Raw genomic sequence first — 16,460 nt, 5'->3', positions numbered from 1 at the left:
ACAAGAACAACTGACCCACTAACGAATAACCAGTAACCTAATAACCAATAACCAATAACTAATAACCAGACATGGCAACGCAGAAAGAATTAAATATATCGCCGGTTGGGCGGGTTGAGGGCGACCTCGACGTGAAGGTTTATATGGAGGACGGTGTCGTGACGCGGGCGCATACGCAGGCGGCCATGTTCCGGGGCTTCGAAAAAATTATGCAGGGCAAAGATCCGCAGGCGGGTCTGATCGTGACGCCCCGTATTTGTGGTATTTGCGGGGGATCTCACCTCTACTGTGCCTCATCGGCACTGGATACGGCCTGGAAAACAACCCTGCCACCTAATGCCTTGCTGCTACGGGCCATCGGGCAGGCTACCGAAACCATTCAGAGTATCCCGCGCTGGTTTTATGCTATTTTCGCTACCGATATGGCGAACAAAAAATTCGCCAATAAGCCTCTGTACGATGAAGTTGTGAAACGGTTTGCAGCCTACGTAGGTACGTCGTTTCAACAGGGTGTTTCGGCTAGTGGTCGGCCGGTTGAGGTGTATGCGCTCTTTGGTGGTCAGTGGCCGCATTCGAGCTACATGGTGCCGGGGGGCGTTATGTGCGCGCCAACGCTGAAAGACATCACCCGCGCGCATGCCATCATGAACCAGTTCCGCAAAGACTGGCTCGAATCACTCTGGTTGGGCTGCTCGATTGAGCGGTATATGCAGATCAAAACCTGGGACGATCTGATGGCCTGGGTGGAGGAAAACGATTCGCAGCGAAACTCTGATTTGGGCCTGTTCATACGTGCCAGCCTGGAATTCGGTCTGCACAAATTCGGGCAGGGCGTTGGCAAGTTTGTTACGTATGGAACGTACCTGCACAAAGATCATTATCAGAAACCGACCGTAGAGGGCCGTAATGCAGCCTTGATTAGCCGGAGTGGCTTCTACGATGGTAAAAAATACCATGTTTTCGACCACCTGAGCATCAAAGAGCACGTAGGCCATGCCTGGTATGAAGACGTTCCGGCGGCTCACCCCTGGGATGAACCGATGCCGACACCCTTACAGTCGAACACGCTGGCCGATTCCGACTTCAATAAAAAATACAGCTGGGCAAAAGCGCCCCGCTACATGGACATGGCCGCCGAGGCCGGTCCGCTGGCGCGCGTACTTATGAATGCTAACCCGGACAACCTATTACCACACCAGGTCTTCGATCCGCTGTTTGGCGATGTGATCGAAAAGCTGGGGACAAATGTATTTACCCGGACGTTGGCCCGTGTGCACGAAGCCGCTCGACTCTATACCCAAATTGATGAGTGGCTCCGTCAGGTAGACCTTAACAGCGAATTCTACATTAAACCCGAAGAGCGCGACGGTAAAGGATTTGGGGCCACCGAAGCCGCCCGTGGCGCATTGGCGCACTGGATCGAAATTGAAAATGGCGTCATCAAAAATTACCAGGTGATGGCCCCCACGACCTGGAACGTTGGCCCGAACGACGACCGGGGCAACCCCGGCCCGATCGAAGCCGCCCTCGAAGGTACCGAAATCGAAGATCCGCACGATCCCGTCGAAGTAGGTATGGTAGCCCGTTCGTTCGACTCCTGCCTGGTCTGCACCGTCCATGCTCACGATGGAAAGTCGGGCAAGGAAATGGCAAAGTTTAAACTGTGAAAGAGCGGGTGACGCAGCAAATTTCGCTCTTTCACATGAAAAAGACCGCCATTATGGGTTTTGGCAATCCCGTCCGCAGCGACGACGGCGTGGGTTGTTATGTAATCGATCAACTCCGGGAGTCGCTTGGTGAGCAGCCCGAAGTTAATTTGTTTGATATGGGTACGTCGGCGTTCGAGGTGCTGTTTCAACTACGCGGTCACGAGCGAATTCTGATTGTCGATGCGGTGATCAATACAGGGGAAGCTCCAGGTACGCTTTACAAACTGCCAGCTAACGACGTTGAAGCGGCTATTCAGGATGACCCGATGGTGTTTCTGCACAGTTTGAAATGGGATCAGGCGTTGTCGTATGCCCGCAAAATTTTGCTCAGGGATTACCCCGACGATGTACAGGTGTACCTGATTGCGGTCGATAATACGAAACTGGACGTGAACCTGTCAGACGTGGTGAAAGCCGCCGGTGATCGCGTCGTGGCCATACTGCGCGAAGAGCTCTTGCAAACCGTATGAGTGCCGCTCACCTGAAGAATGGCTATCTGCTCATCGAGGCATCTATCGCCAAAGTTGCTTTTGGCGACGATGTGCAGGTAAGTGTAGTGTATTACTCCGACCGGCAAACGCTGCTGGTGGCGGGTAAATCAAAAGCGTTTTTCGAGAAACTACACAAAACCAGTTGGCTATTGCTGAAAGATCGAAATCTATTGGGCGATAAGTCGGTGAATATCCGCGAACTGCTGATTGACAACGACCTCGACGATACAGACCGTGACTTAGCCTACGAGTTGAAAACCACCGGAATCCTGAGCATTACGCTCTAACCCCACGTTATGTACTACCTGACCATACAAACCGACGATGTACCTGCTGTTACCAAGGCTATCCAAAACGAATTCCGGCTTGACGAATTGATACAGATTAGCCCGCTAACCGATACCACGCCCGACATGGACGCGATACTCGTTACTACGGGAGTCATCAAATCCCCTCTTGATTGGCGTGAAACATTACCCCCTGTTTTGTTTCCTCATCCACTGGCCTTTTCAACTGAGAATCTGCTGTCGTCTGTCTTCATGCGGTTAGGAAACTGGGAGAAAGCGTATGCCTATGCGCGACATGACCGCCAGCTTGCCGACACCATCGACCTCACGAATCGATTGCAGTCGGGTGTCTCGCTGGTAGCACCCGTGCGGCCTGTCAACGGGGCAGGTACGTTTGAAACCTATCGACGCTGGCACAACCGGGCGGTAGCGTTACACTATGGTAACCTCGAAAGTGATGCAACTGACGATGTGGCGGAAGCCTACCGATCCGCAGTTGACAACGCACCCGATGCCGAGTACCAGGCTTACTCGGCCAAACAGTTCGCTACCCTACTGCTCGACACCGGGCAACTGACCGAGGCTAATTATGTAGTAGAACGGGCTAACGTTCCCGAACTAAGCGATACAGCCAAACACGAGTTGCTGGCTGTTCAATATCCCGTCTGGCTGCAGCAGTTGGTTGTGCCCTACGATGCCGATTTACTGAAAAAAACGAAAACCGCGCTTTGGCAGGTACTGCAATATTATGAAACCCAACAGCGCACCATTCAGGTAGGTTTGTTACTGGTCGATGCCGCGCAGGTAGCCAACTTCGCCAACAGCTTTTCGGAAGCACTGGGCTACATCAGCCGTGCGGTAACCATCTTTGACAGCGAAGACGTACCTGAACTACGGGCCAACGCGCAGTACCGGAAAGGTGTATTGCTGTATACCTGGGCGCAGAACGGCAACCCGCAGTTTTACCGGCCTGCAATGGAGGCCTACCAGCAAGCCCTCAAGGTGTTCACGCAGCAAAGTACCCCGGCTATTTTTGCCGAAATCCAGCATCACCTCGGAGTTATTTTCGCCGAAATTCCAGACGAAGTCAAAAAGAAAAGCATTTGGGCGGCTGTATCGTCAAGTTCATTTCTACAGGCGTTGGCGTATTTCACCCGTGAGGACTTTCCGTACGAATACGCCACGGTTTGCAACCACTATGCCAACGCACTGACAAAGTATCCGCTGGCCAGAAAGTCAGATAATTATGCCAGAGCAATTGGCTACTACCGCGATGCCCTGCGGGTTCGTACCGCTGAGGCCTATCCCTACGAACGCGCATTAACCATTTTGAACTACCTCGAAGCAGGCTGGTATGTAGGCGAAGATGACCCTGAAAACCAGCGGGCACTCTTCAACGACATGGTAAAAAAGGCGAATGAGATCCGGGTATTAGTAGCCGATGAGGCCCTGATTCGGGATGCCGATCTACACCTGGAGCGACTGGGTGAACTGGTGATTGGTTAGTGGTTATTGGGTTACTGGTTATTCGATCATAGAAACGGTGGCTGTAATTATGAATGGCTTATGAAGAAATTTAGAATCAAATAACCCAATAACTAATAACTCAATAACCAATCACCAACATGCACGAGATCTCCCTGGTCCGCAATATGTTCCGAACGCTGGAAGATGAGTTTCCCACCGATGTAAATCGGATTCGGGGTATTTATCTGAAAGCGGGACTACTCTCGAACGTGCAACCAATCCTGATGCAGAATGCGTTTGCGGCCGTCCTGGAAGATGAACCAAAGTATCAGCAAACGAGCCTGCATGTAGAGGTACTACCGATCTTGATTTACTGTGATGTCTGCGACAAAACGACCGAAGTGCAGCAATATAAGTTTGTGTGTTCCTGTGGAAAACCCAGTCGAAACGTCGTTCAGGGCGAAGAGTTGCTAATCAGCAAAGTGGAGTTTGAAGATTAGTTATTCGTTACTGGTTATTGACTTACTAGTTACAAGGTAAGTCAATAACCAGTAACCAGTAACTACTAACCAATAACCAATGAATACTGCCAGACCCAAATCAAATCAGGCTTCTGCGGGAGCCGTACAGTGCGAAAATACGACCCTAAACCTGTTGAAAGTCAACGATTTCGTGGCCAAAGCTATTCGCGATCGGCTGCCCGATGTGTTGGTGATTAACGTCTGCTCATCGCCGGGTAGCGGTAAAACCACGCTCATGCAGGAAACCGGCAAGCAGTTGGCAGGTCGGCTGAACATGGCCGTGCTGGTAGGCGACCCCGAAACCGAACGCGACGCCATCCGGATGCGGGATGTGGGCATTAACGCCCTACAAATCGTGACGGGGGGTATGTGCCACATAGAAGCGCAGATGATTTACCAGGCCCTCGACCACATCGACCTGACGGGCGTAGACGTCTTGTTTATCGAAAACGTAGGTAATCTGGTTTGCCCGGCCGCCTTCGATCTGGGCGAAGATCTGCGCGTAACGCTTCTGGCTACAACCGAAGGCGACGACAAGCCCAAAAAGTATCCGCGCATGTTCCTGACCAGCGAACTGATGGTCGTGTCGAAAGCCGATTTACTGCCCTATGTACCCTTCAAAGTTGATAACGTAATACAGGACGCTCGCGACGTAAACCCTGAAATTGAGGTGCTAACCATTTCCAGTACTACCGGCGAAGGCCTCGATGCCTGGTGCAACTGGCTACTGGCTAGGGTTGAGCAGAAGAAAGGAGTTGTTGTGTAAATTTTCGATCCCAATGACGTTTCATCTTCACCTTACCGGACAAGTGCAAGGCGTAGGCTTTCGGCCTTTCGTCTGGCAATTGGCGCGGTCGATGAAACTGCAAGGTTCCGTAAGCAATGGAACCGATGGGGTACATATTTATATCAATACGGATTCGGCCACGGCGCAGGTATTTTCGAGTCGCGTTCAGGCAGAAGCGCCAGAAATTGCCCGAATTCAGTCGTTGGAATTGAGCGAAGTGGAGCCGATTCACTTCGCTGATTTTTCGATTGTTGACAGTCAGGATGCGGGTCTGGCTTCCCTGCAGCTGACGCCCGACCTCGCTCTGTGTGATGCCTGCCGGGAAGAGATAAATGCCCCAACCAACCGTCGTTTTGGCTATGCCTTTACGACTTGCACGCACTGTGGGCCGCGCTATTCGATTTTACAAAAAGTACCCTACGACCGACCAACAACGACCATGGCTCCGTTTGCTATGTGCATCGATTGCGAACGGGAGTATAATGATCCGGCCAATCGGCGGTTCTATGCACAAACCAATTCCTGCCCTAACTGCCCGGTTGAACTAAGCCTATTTTCGGCTTCAGGTCAGTGTGTGACTGGTTCACAGCTTGACCTGATTGGGTACGTAGTTGATGCGCTCAAGACTGGCCAAACGGTGGCGGTAAAAGGCATTGGCGGCTATTTGCTGCTTTGCGATGCAACAAACGCGAACGCCATCAGGCAACTACGCGAACGTAAACACCGCCCAACCAAACCACTGGCTGTCCTCTATCCGGGCGTAAGTCAACTACAACAGGACTGTTACGTGGCCGATGACGAATTGGCTCTGCTTACGAGTCCGGCATCTCCTATTGTATTACTCACCAGACGCCCCAAAACGGTTTCCGGACTGGCCGTTGACCAATTGGCACCGGGCCTTAGCCAATTGGGGGTGATGGTACCTTACGCACCCCTACTAACGCTCATTGCCCAAACGTTCGGTCGGCCTCTGGTAGCAACGAGTGGCAATGTAAGCGGGTCACCAATCGGCTACACGAACGAGCAGGCGCTTGAGCAACTACCCGCTGTAGCAGACCTCATGCTAATGCATAATCGGGATATTGTAATTCCGCAGGATGATTCGGTCATGTGCCTGTCGCCAACCTACAGACAGCCTATCGTGCTGCGTCGTTCGCGGGGGCTGGCACCAACGTTGATGCTGCCTGATTTAACCGACCCGAATACCAACATCCTCGCCCTCGGCGCGTCGCTTAAGAGTACGTTTGCCTGGCAGTTACGCGGTAACAGGTACGTTAGTCAGTACCTCGGCGATCTGGAAAGCTACGATACGCAGACAAGCTTTCGGGCTACACTTAATCACTTTCTGACTCTGTTTGGCGCAACACCTGAGGGTATCCTCACAGACCAACATGAAGGCTACTTTTCAACGCAACTGGCCCACGAATTAGCAACCATCTGGGGCGTTCCGCTTGTTGCGGTTCAACACCACGAAGCGCATCTGGCCGCTGTGCTGGCCGAAAACGACTTGGTGAACGAAACGGAGCCTGTTCTGGGCGTCATATGGGATGGGACGGGCTACGGAACCGACGGGCAAATCTGGGGTGGGGAGTTTATCACCTATCAGAATGGCAGCTTCAATCGAGTAGGCCACTTCGATTATTTCGACACGCTGTTAGGCGATAAAATGCCGCGCGAACCCCGACTTTCGGCGCTGTCGCTGGCTTTTAACGTACCTGAGGCTAATGGCCTGTTACGGTCAAAATTCACCGAAAAAGAGTGGAATCTGTATTCAAAATTCCCTGAATTGAGTAAAAGCAGGCTGAGAACCAGTAGTGTCGGGCGGCTTTTCGATGCTGTTGCGGCTCTATTGGGACTGGCAGACATCGTCAGTTACGAAGGCGAGGCCGCGCTACTACTGGAGAATGCAGCCGCCAGGTACGTTCGGGCGAATGGTTATGAAACATCTCAAAGCTATTTGCCTGATGCTTTACCGACGACTCATGTTCCAACTAAAGCCATCGTAGCAGGTGTAGTCCACGACATTCAGGCTGGCAAGCCAACAGACCAGGTTGCTGCCAACTTTCATTACACGCTGGTAAAGGCCGTAGCCACGATGGTTCGCCAGACGCACATTCGGAGACTGGCCTTTAGTGGTGGCGTTTTTCAGAACGCGCTGCTCGTTGACTGGCTCCGGCACGAATTGGAGCCAACCTGTCAACTCTACTTTCATCGCCGGCTTTCACCCAACGATGAGTGCATCTCGTTTGGGCAACTGGCTCATTACGCCCTGACAACAGCCAATACGTCACGCTTAAAAACAGAGACCAGCCATGTGCTTAGCCATTCCCGGTAAAATAAAATCCATTGACTACCAATACGATGGATTGGTTCGTATGGCCCGCGTGAACTTCGGGGGTATCCTTAAAGAAGCTAGTCTGGACATGGTTCCGAACGCGCGAGTAGGCGATTACGTGCTGGTGCATGTGGGCGTCGCTATCAGCATTGTGGACGAAGAAGAAGCCGAGAAAACATTTGCTTACCTCCGCGAAATCGGTGACCTGGATGAGCTGACAGAAAGTAGCCAAATTGACCGCCACACTGCATGAAACACCTCACCGAATACCGCGACCCTGAACTGGTAGAGCAGTATATTCAGGAACTGCACAAAACCGCCACCCGCCCCTGGACGATCATGGAAGTGTGTGGCGGGCAAACACACGGCCTGGTTAAAAATGGCATCCTAAACCTGTTGCCCGACCTCGTCACGATGGTCCACGGGCCGGGCTGTCCGGTTTGTGTGACGCCCGTTAACCTGATCGACAAGGCCGTATACCTGGCCGAAGAGAAAAATGTAATATTCTGCTCGTTCGGCGATATGATCCGGGTGCCGGGCTCGACCAAAAGCCTGCTCGACGCGAAAGCGGGCGGGGCCGATGTACGAATTCTGTATTCACCGTTAGAAGCCGTTCGGCTGGCGCGCGAAAACCCCGACCGTGAAGTGGTGTTTTTTGCCGTTGGCTTCGAAACGACAGCTCCGGCCAACGCGCTCTCAGTAGTACAAGCTCAGAAATTGGGTCTTAAAAACTATTCGATTCTGGCCTCGCATGTGCTGGTGCCGCCCGCTATGGAGGCTGTCATTCAGGACGACGATACCCATATTCAGGGTTTTCTGGCGGCCGGACACGTTTGTGCCATTATGGGTATCGACGAGTACGGCCCGCTGGTGGAGCGGTATAAAATGCCCATGGTCGTAACGGGTTTCGAGCCTGTTGACCTGTTGCAGGGGATTTTGATGGTGGTTCGGCAGTTAGAGCGGGGTGAATGCAAGCTCGAAAATCAGTACGCCCGCGTCGTACGGCCGGAGGGGAATCCTGAGGCCAGGCGCATTATCGAGCGGGTTTTCGCCGTCGTAGACCGCGAGTGGCGGGGCATTGGTACAATCCCCGGTAGTGGCTGGGCGGTTCGTCCCGAACTGGCCGCTTTTGATGCCGACCGCAAGTTCTCGGTCTCGATTACCAAAGTTCCTGAATGTCCTGATTGCATTGCAGGTCTAGTGCTGAAAGGCATTAAAAAACCACACGAATGCAGTCAATTTGGGCGCGTCTGTTCACCCGAACGACCACTTGGTGCACCGATGGTTTCGTCGGAGGGAGCTTGTGCGGCCTATTATCATTTTGCCAATACGGAGGTTAGTTATTGAGTTATTGGTTATTAGTTATTGGGTTATTGAGTCATTGTTACCATTCTATCAGGCTGTAGTCTAAGGATAGCTAATAAATAAACCAATAACCTAATAACTAATAACCCAAAGCCAAATCACCGTGACAGTCAATTCATTTGAGGAGCTTGATGTATACAAAGCTTGTCGTGCATTTCGACGAAATATGTCTGTTTTAACGAAGCGCTTTCCAACGGAGGAACGATACAGATTGACAGATCAGCTTATTCGCTCATCGCGTTCGACAACGGCGAATGTTGCCGAAGGCTTTGGCCGGTTTCACTTTCAGGAAAATATCCAGTTCTGCAGACAGGTCCGTGGTTCATTAACCGAGTCGCTCGAACATGTACTGGTGGCGCACGACGAAGGATATATTGACGATCGACTGCTAGAGCAGATTCGCATAAAATATATCCAATGCTTGAAATTACTGAATGGGTATATCAGTCATCTGCAAAAGCAAAAATTGTCTAGTTAGCTATCCGTAATTAGTTAATTATCTGTCTACTAATTAATTAAATGGTTAGCTACTATACTGACAATTTGCAATTACTGCCTCCGTTTCTGTTGCCGAGTAACCAATCACGAATAACCATTAACCAATATGCAACTTCACTGCCCTATGCCGAAACTCGATTTCGACATTATTACGCTCGGTCACGGCAGCGGGGGTATTCTGACCATTAAACTGCTCGAAGCGGGTGTGTTTGATCTGCTCAGTAACCCGTTGCTCGATACCCACCACGACGGAGCCATACTGAACCTGACGGGCCATGTGGCCTTCACCACAGACAGTTACGTCATCTCGCCCGTGTTCTTTCCGGGCGGCAACATCGGTGAGCTGGCTGTTAACGGCACCGTCAATGATCTAGCGATGTGTGGTGCCATTCCCAGGTACCTGTCGCTGGGGTTCATTCTGGAAGAAGGCCTGACGATGGCCGAGTTCTGGGCTATTCTGGTTAGCATCAAAGGCGCTGCTGAACGGGCCGGTGTACACATTGTCACGGGCGATACGAAAGTGGTTGAACGCGGGAAAGGGGATAAGATTTTTATCAACACCTCCGGTATCGGCGAACTGCACCCACAGGCCGATATCAGCATAAAAAACGTTCGGGCGGGCGATAAGGTGATCGTTAGCGGGCACATTGCCACCCACGGTATGGCGATCATGTCGGTGCGGGAAGGGCTGGAATTTGAAACGACTTTGGAGAGCGATACGGCTCCGCTGAACCATACCGTTCTGGCGTTGCTGGACGAGTTCGGTCCGGCCATTCACCTTCTGCGCGATCCAACTCGAGGTGGCGTAGCGACTGTGTTGAATGAAATTGCCCGTGACCGGAATGTTGGTTCTACCCGCGTAGGCATCGACCTGCAACAAGCGGCTATTCCGGTACTCGACGAGGTAGCGGGAGCCTGCGAATTACTTGGCCTTGACCCGCTTTATGTAGCCAACGAAGGGGTTTTTCTGGCCATCGTTGCGCCCGCGGTAGCCGATGCTTTCCTCGGGAAACTACATAGACTCGACTATGGTCATTCGGCAGCCATCATTGGTGAAGTAGTGGCCGAACATCCCGGTCAGGTTGTGCTCACAAGCCGCATTGGCGGTCGTCGGGTGGTGAATATGCTGGTTGGCGAGCAACTGCCACGTATCTGTTAAGTCTATGCTACTCACCACGCCCAACTTAACGCAATCATTACCCGGCCTTCCGCCATTGGTGGCGTTAAACACCGTTTTTCGGGGAAGCGCGGGCCACCCGTTTCTGGCCCCGCGTGGCGTATGGACAGTAGGCGGGCGGTTGATGGTATCTGACACGGGTCAGAACCGTGTTTTCATCTGGAATCAGTTACCCACGACGGAATATGCCGAACCCGACGGTATTCTTGGCCAACTGGATACCGAAGAGACAGGCCGAAACTCGGGTGGACACATTGGCGCCGATACCCTGCAATATCCATCGGGACTTTGGTCGGATGGGGAGCGGCTTATTGTGGCCGACGCCTGGAATCATCGTGTGCTGATCTGGAACCACTTTCCAACGCAGCATGGCCAACCCGCCGATGTTGTGCTGGGTCAGGCAGATTTTACCAGCAATCAGCCCAACGGGAAGGGTATAGGAGCCGCCCCCACTGAACAAACGCTAAACTGGCCGTACGGCGTAACTTCTGATGGGCAACGGCTCTGGATTGCCGACACGGGCAACCGGCGGGTGTTGTATTACGACCAAATCCCAACCAAATCCTTTGCCCCGGCCACGGCGGTTATTGGGCAGCCGGATTTTACGGAACGGGATTATGAGTCGGCTAACCCCATCTGGCCATATTCAGTCAAGATTGGACCGAATGGCCAGATGGTCGTAGCCGACACGCAATACTACCGCACCCTGATCTGGCACGACTGGCGTATGGCACCAGACCAATCCGCCGACGTATTGATCGGGCAAACTGATTTTGATAGTAACGGACAAAATCAATATGGCCTATTCCCCGCGAAACAAACGCTGAGCTGGACGTACGATGCCCATTTTTACGGCGATGGCCTACTAGTAGCCGACACGGGTAACAGCCGGATTCTATGGTTCAACAACGTACCTACGCAACACAACCAACCCGCTGATAACCTGATTGGGCATGCCAGTTTCGCGACGGGCAGCGAAAATGCCAACACCCGTTTCGGTACAGATAAACAACTATACTGGCCGTTCTCGATCAGCACCGATGGTGATCAACTGGTCATCGCTGACACGGGTAACCATCGGATTATCATCGGCAACCTGCTAACTAATTAACCAGCATGCAAACGCTATTTCCCCTTTTATTGGCTTTGGGTGTTGGTTTTACCCATGCGTTTGAGGCCGATCATTTAATGGCGGTGAGCAACATCGTGACCCGTCGAAATGACATTCGGCTGGCGCTAAAAGACGGCGTATTCTGGGGGCTTGGCCATACCTCCACAATCCTTCTCGTGGGTAGTATTTTTATGCTGGGGAAACTTGCCCTGCATGAATCTGACTTCCGGTTTCTCGAAGCGGGAGTTGGGGTTATGCTCATGACGCTCGGCGGTTTACGACTGTACAAGCTGATGCTTACGCCAGGTGTGGCACTGGCACATGCACACACACATGGATCACTTCACGCACAGGAAAGACATGCTCATGGGCTAGCCTATGGCGTGGGCCTCATTCACGGTCTGGCAGGTAGCGGCGCTTTGATACTCTCGGTGCTGACTCAGATTAAGGGAACAGGTGCGGGTATGCTGTATTTAATATTATTTGGTGTTGGCTCTATTGTGGGTATGATGGTGGCGGCCGGGGTATTCAGCGTGCCGTTTTCCGTTCGGCTCTTAACGAGTCCGATGGTCCGCACTACGCTGGTCGTGCTGTCGTCAATAGTTTGCATTATCCTTGGGGCGATGGTTGTCTACGAAAATGCATTGACCTGATGGAGACGTACAACGAAATAGACTTTGTCTTATACGCCCTGGCCGAAATGAAAATTTTAGTACAGGACCATGCGGGTAACTATATTACCCTGTCCAACGGCTATCGGATCGAAGTCGAAAAACGGGATCTCTACCGGCTTTGTGTCGATGGCTTTGTGATTTCTCCTTTCGATGATATGGGGGCATTATGCCAGTTTATCCAGCGAAACACCGTAGCCACCGATGATTGATCTGTCGATTATTGCCCTTTCGGAAAGCCTGTCGAAACCCGGCAACTACGCCCTTATTCTGGAAGACACCGTTGGTAAACGACGCATACCGCTCATCATTGGCGCCAGCGAAGCGCAGGCCATTGCCGTTGCGATGGAGAAGATGCAACCACTTCGCCCTTTCACCCATGACCTGTTTTACCAGACACTGAAGCAGGCGGGCATTCTCCTGAAAGAGGTCGTCATTACACGTGTCCAGGACGAAATTTTCTACGCCACTATTATTCTCTTAACGCCAGCCAGAGAAACCCTCCGGCTAGACGCCCGACCCTCTGACGCCATTGCGCTAGCCGTTCGTTTCGATTGCCCGCTTCGTGCCAGTGAAGACGTTGTGGATACATCCGGCTACTTCGTCGACGATAAAACCCGCGATAAAAAGGGTTCCTACGCCGAATACACGATGGCCGAACTGGAAGAACTACTGGCCAAAATTATCAAGAAAGAAGACTACGAAAGTGCTGCCCGCGTACGGGATGCGATTGAACGTAGAAGAATTAACTGAACCTGGTAATTACATCATAGATTTTTAGCCCAGTCGCCCCTATTACTACGGGATGAATTAGTAATTATGAATTCGCAAAATGGCTATTGACCTGTAGAAGAGGCTATTCGTATAGCACTGTAAAAAAGTTGGGTAGATAGCCTTCCTGTGTTCAAACTTTACTGGCAAGGAAGAATACAGGACTTTTTGTACATGGAAACAGGTCGGTTAGTCTGTTCGAACATCAATAGTAAGTTACCCCAGAAGTAGCTACCGGTTAGCTGGAAGTAATACCAACTTCTTGATACCTTCCTCAGCCAGACGTAGTCAACGCGCCTGACTGGAAATGGGAAAAGCGTCCATTGGCTGGCTTGGTATACTGCCTGTCAGCTGCTATCCGTAGCATGGGCTTAGATGACACCTCAATTTTCGTACAGCCGTGTTAGCTAGCGCTGGCAACCGGAGAATAAGAGCATTATGACCGTCAAATGAAGGTTCTAGTATATTTAGTCGACGCCTTCACTCGCCGTCTCCCATATCTATGTTGCCTCGACTATGTTTCATCATCCTGGTAGTGGCCTGGCCGCTAACTCAATTTGGGCGCAATCAGTCAAAATGATTAAAGACGTCAATCCTGGAGCTGGGTGGGAAGCCCATTGGGATGCGCGAATAGTACGTTTTGGTGACAATATTTTCTTCATGGGTGATGACGGAATACATGGGTTGGAACTGTGGAAATCTAACGGAACCGCTAAGGGGACCGGTATGGTGAAAGACATTAACCCCGGTAAGATGAATAGTCACCCTACGTTGTTTATCGTAGCGGGGAATCAACTTTTTTCATGGCTGACGATGGGCTGCACGGCCAGGAATTATGGCGTACGGATGGCACACTTGCCGGTACCCGACTAGTCAGGGAACTGACGCCGGGCAATAGGTCCTGGAGACCATTGCGATGTTGAAGCCATTGGCTGTAGCACTAGCTATTGACTGGCGTAAATGCGATTAGTGATGCACTGGCAAAGGTTGCTACACAGGTGTCCGGATACACCTATTCTAGTTTATTATCGAGCCGCATAAGGTAAGGCCACTACACCCGAACCGAGTGTTTGGTGCCGGAACACTTACTTTAGCCATTCCCATCGTTTAGCCCAATCCGATAGAACTTCCTCTCGATGGTCCCGGACTGTTTTTGCTCCCTGCCAGCCGTTGTCGAAAGCCTCAGGAGAGGCCACATCGGTATACCAGTTTTGACCTAATTTGTAGCTACTCGGCATAAGTGGGCCAGGCCATTTATTGTCCACGACCAGCACGCCTTGGATATCATTGAGAGCGGGGATGGACGAGGATAGTTTGTAAGTGAACGTCCCCGCCTGTTTATGGGCGTACCTTATGGCATATTCTCCGCTGCCCAGGTAGTATCCCTGCCAGGTGTTATGTCCAAATGAGGCCGATATGGTCATGTCAAAACACGGTGAGCCTATTGGGATGTTTATGGCCGGTCCTTTAAAATGAAACTCAAGTAGGGCATAGACATGAGCTGTGTCTTTGAGCGTGGTAGGTTGTGTATAAACAAATCTCGGACTGCTGGTGAAACGTTCGAAGCGTCCTCCCCAACTGTCTTTTAGCGGGTTCTCAGGATCACCGTCCATCATATAGAGCAATGACGGGGTATCTCCCATCTTTACGTTTCCCTTGTAGTGGTTATTGTCAAAATCATCCCCCAGGTTTCCCCAGGATTTTATGTAATTGGCGAAATAATTATTACTGTTGAAACGGGAACGGCTGCCTGTATTAGAGAAAAAACCCCGGTACGAAGCGTTGTTTTCGATAAAAAATAAGTCCGGAAACGTACTCGCAATGTATGAATAGCTGTTTGCCCCCCATTTCTTATTGGGCCCGCCAATCCAGTACACCCTGATTTTGTTCATTATATCGGGCGCATCGTGTAGCGCCTGGGCCAGATCTTCCAGGCCTCCCCATACCAGTACCCATAGCATTTTATCGCTCTTCTTGCGGGCGCATTGTACGATCCACTCCGATCCTTCAGTCGATGAGGCATATCCCCGAAAGGGTGCAATTCCCCTATAGCCTTGCTTGCTCACAGATCGTAGATAGGCAGGTGTGTTCAGGTTGGGGTTATGAGCGGCTAGTTTGGGGTAATCCTTCTCATAAAGATCGATCATTCGAAGTAATTCTTGTTTTGACCCCCCGCCATAGGAAGGTGAAGAGACTACTCCCTCGATCTCAAACCGATCGCTATACATCATCAGGTGGGCCATCGACTGGTTATCGTCGGGGTCGCTGCCCCCAATGTCGGTACTTACTAAAATCCGGGGCTTTACAGGCTCGGGTTGCTGAGCGAGAAGCTTCAGGGGGAAGAGGGCAGCTATGCCCAGTAAGAGCCAATGTCTCATCTGTGATTATCGCGGTAGTGTATTAACGGAAGCGTACGTTATAAGTCGTATCAACCGGTTTGAAACAGGCAGTGAAGCCTGTTCACCTCTATTTTGTTCAGCTGCATTCTCAGAGTGCTCAAGATCTTTTACCGGTTGATTTGCTGCCGTACGGGTGGAAATTAGGTAAAACGGCTTACTGTCTGACCTTGCCACTGGCCATTAGTTGATGAATCTTCGCTTTCGCAGCCTCCAGGCTAACGGCGTTCAAGGGTGAATTTTTGTCCTGGTCCTTCCTTTTCTTTCCCCTGGCAGGATCAAGGCCTAAACCCCGTCCTGTTCCTACCCAAGACTGTGTTTACGCGCCAAAGAAACCATCCTAGTTTCAATTTCGGTGAGCACGTCCTCCCTGTAGTTGTACACTGAGCTACTGCTTAGCAGAGACACAATAGTAACAAACCCGTTCCCGATCTGAGAACCGCAGTTTACTTCTTTATTCATGGTTGACGATAGATACATGACTCTGTATCAGAACGACTATAAGCAACTCGTCAGGATATCTTGCCTAGAAGGACTCCTCCCAGTAATCCGCTTATGGTCCACTTGGTTTAGGGGAATTTTTTTCTCCCAGTCAGGCACCCTTTTTCAGACGCAGTGACCAGCTGGTTTTAACTAGGATCAGATCAACTTATGGCAACTACGCTACGCTAATGGCCCTTTTTTACCCCAAACGCCCTGTTAGCCATCGTTGGGTTGCCCAGCGCTACCAATTAGCCACTGATTACCAGCCCTGTTACTACCTTCTGATGGTATTAGCGGTTCCAAGTGCTATAATTATCGTGGTTTTGCCGTTGCCTGCCCCGAGCTACCGCTGGAACTGACCAGACATAAGGAAGTAAACTTGGGCATCAGT

The 16,460-nt window shown here is 51.3% G+C and carries 17 protein-coding genes; 16 read left to right on the top strand and 1 reads right to left on the bottom strand.

The genetic code is table 11. The features are described from left to right. Positions 1–71: 71 nt before the first annotated feature. The 16 genes from F7231_RS22005 to F7231_RS21930 all read left to right on the top strand — a co-directional run bounded on the left by F7231_RS22005 (position 72) and on the right by F7231_RS21930 (position 14,063). On the top strand, positions 72–1,667 hold the full coding sequence (locus tag F7231_RS22005) for a nickel-dependent hydrogenase large subunit (protein WP_166693563.1): 1,596 nt from the start codon (positions 72–74) through the stop codon (positions 1,665–1,667). Between the two features lie 35 nt (positions 1,668–1,702). Continuing rightward, positions 1,703–2,179 (top strand): hydrogenase maturation protease, encoded by a 477-nt coding sequence (locus tag F7231_RS22000; RefSeq protein WP_166693562.1) that lies wholly within the window; start codon positions 1,703–1,705, stop codon positions 2,177–2,179. Beyond that, complete coding sequence (locus F7231_RS21995; protein WP_085414314.1) at positions 2,176–2,487, top strand: hypothetical protein; 312 nt, start codon at positions 2,176–2,178, stop codon at positions 2,485–2,487. The genes F7231_RS22000 and F7231_RS21995 overlap by 4 nt, the downstream gene beginning before the upstream one ends. Before the next feature lie 9 nt (positions 2,488–2,496). Then, complete coding sequence (locus F7231_RS21990; protein WP_166693561.1) at positions 2,497–3,993, top strand: hypothetical protein; 1,497 nt, start codon at positions 2,497–2,499, stop codon at positions 3,991–3,993. Positions 3,994–4,112: 119 nt separating this feature from the next. Then, positions 4,113–4,454, top strand: a complete 342-nt coding sequence (locus tag F7231_RS21985) for a hydrogenase maturation nickel metallochaperone HypA/HybF (protein ID WP_166693560.1) — start codon at positions 4,113–4,115, stop codon at positions 4,452–4,454. A gap of 79 nt (positions 4,455–4,533) precedes the next feature. Continuing rightward, on the top strand, positions 4,534–5,241 hold the full coding sequence (gene hypB, locus F7231_RS21980) for a hydrogenase nickel incorporation protein HypB (protein WP_166693559.1): 708 nt from the start codon (positions 4,534–4,536) through the stop codon (positions 5,239–5,241). Positions 5,242–5,254: 13 nt separating this feature from the next. Then, positions 5,255–7,597, top strand: a complete 2,343-nt coding sequence (gene hypF / locus F7231_RS21975; protein WP_166693558.1) for a carbamoyltransferase HypF — start codon at positions 5,255–5,257, stop codon at positions 7,595–7,597. Next, complete coding sequence (locus tag F7231_RS21970; RefSeq protein WP_085415243.1) at positions 7,575–7,850, top strand: HypC/HybG/HupF family hydrogenase formation chaperone; 276 nt, start codon at positions 7,575–7,577, stop codon at positions 7,848–7,850. The genes hypF and F7231_RS21970 overlap by 23 nt, the downstream gene beginning before the upstream one ends. Then, positions 7,847–8,944, top strand: a complete 1,098-nt coding sequence (gene hypD, locus F7231_RS21965; RefSeq protein WP_166693557.1) for a hydrogenase formation protein HypD — start codon at positions 7,847–7,849, stop codon at positions 8,942–8,944. The genes F7231_RS21970 and hypD overlap by 4 nt, the downstream gene beginning before the upstream one ends. A gap of 121 nt (positions 8,945–9,065) precedes the next feature. After that, positions 9,066–9,440, top strand: a complete 375-nt coding sequence (locus F7231_RS21960) for a four helix bundle protein (RefSeq protein WP_166693556.1) — start codon at positions 9,066–9,068, stop codon at positions 9,438–9,440. Positions 9,441–9,584: 144 nt separating this feature from the next. Beyond that, positions 9,585–10,619, top strand: coding sequence for a hydrogenase expression/formation protein HypE (gene hypE, locus F7231_RS21955; protein WP_166693555.1), 1,035 nt, complete (start codon positions 9,585–9,587; stop codon positions 10,617–10,619). A gap of 4 nt (positions 10,620–10,623) precedes the next feature. Further along, a complete protein-coding gene (locus tag F7231_RS21950) occupies positions 10,624–11,748 on the top strand; it encodes an NHL repeat-containing protein (RefSeq protein ID WP_166693554.1) in 1,125 nt (374 codons plus the stop codon). Positions 11,749–11,753: 5 nt separating this feature from the next. Further along, complete coding sequence (locus tag F7231_RS21945; protein ID WP_166693553.1) at positions 11,754–12,401, top strand: urease accessory protein; 648 nt, start codon at positions 11,754–11,756, stop codon at positions 12,399–12,401. A 47-nt stretch (positions 12,402–12,448) separates the two neighbouring features. Continuing rightward, a complete protein-coding gene (locus tag F7231_RS21940; protein WP_229364960.1) occupies positions 12,449–12,631 on the top strand; it encodes a hypothetical protein in 183 nt (60 codons plus the stop codon). After that, positions 12,624–13,172, top strand: coding sequence for a bifunctional nuclease family protein (locus tag F7231_RS21935; protein WP_085414325.1), 549 nt, complete (start codon positions 12,624–12,626; stop codon positions 13,170–13,172). Before F7231_RS21940 ends, F7231_RS21935 begins: the two co-directional genes overlap by 8 nt. 534 nt (positions 13,173–13,706) lie before the next feature. After that, entirely contained in the window at positions 13,707–14,063 is a 357-nt protein-coding gene (locus F7231_RS21930; protein ID WP_166693552.1) for an ELWxxDGT repeat protein, read from the top strand. Between the two features lie 212 nt (positions 14,064–14,275). On the opposite strand, the gene F7231_RS21925 is transcribed toward F7231_RS21930, so the two are convergent. Continuing rightward, the gene (locus F7231_RS21925) at positions 14,276–15,568 is read right to left on the bottom strand and encodes a nucleoside hydrolase-like domain-containing protein (RefSeq protein ID WP_166693551.1); all 1,293 of its coding nucleotides are present in this window, start codon (positions 15,566–15,568) and stop codon (positions 14,276–14,278) included. Positions 15,569–16,460: the final 892 nt, after the last annotated feature.

It is taken from the genome of Fibrivirga algicola (genome assembly GCF_011742925.1).
Taxonomy (GTDB): Bacteria; Bacteroidota; Bacteroidia; order Cytophagales; family Spirosomataceae; genus Fibrella; species Fibrella algicola.
The sequence above is the reverse complement of the archived record's forward strand: the minus strand, read 5'-3'. Positions and strand labels throughout refer to the sequence as shown.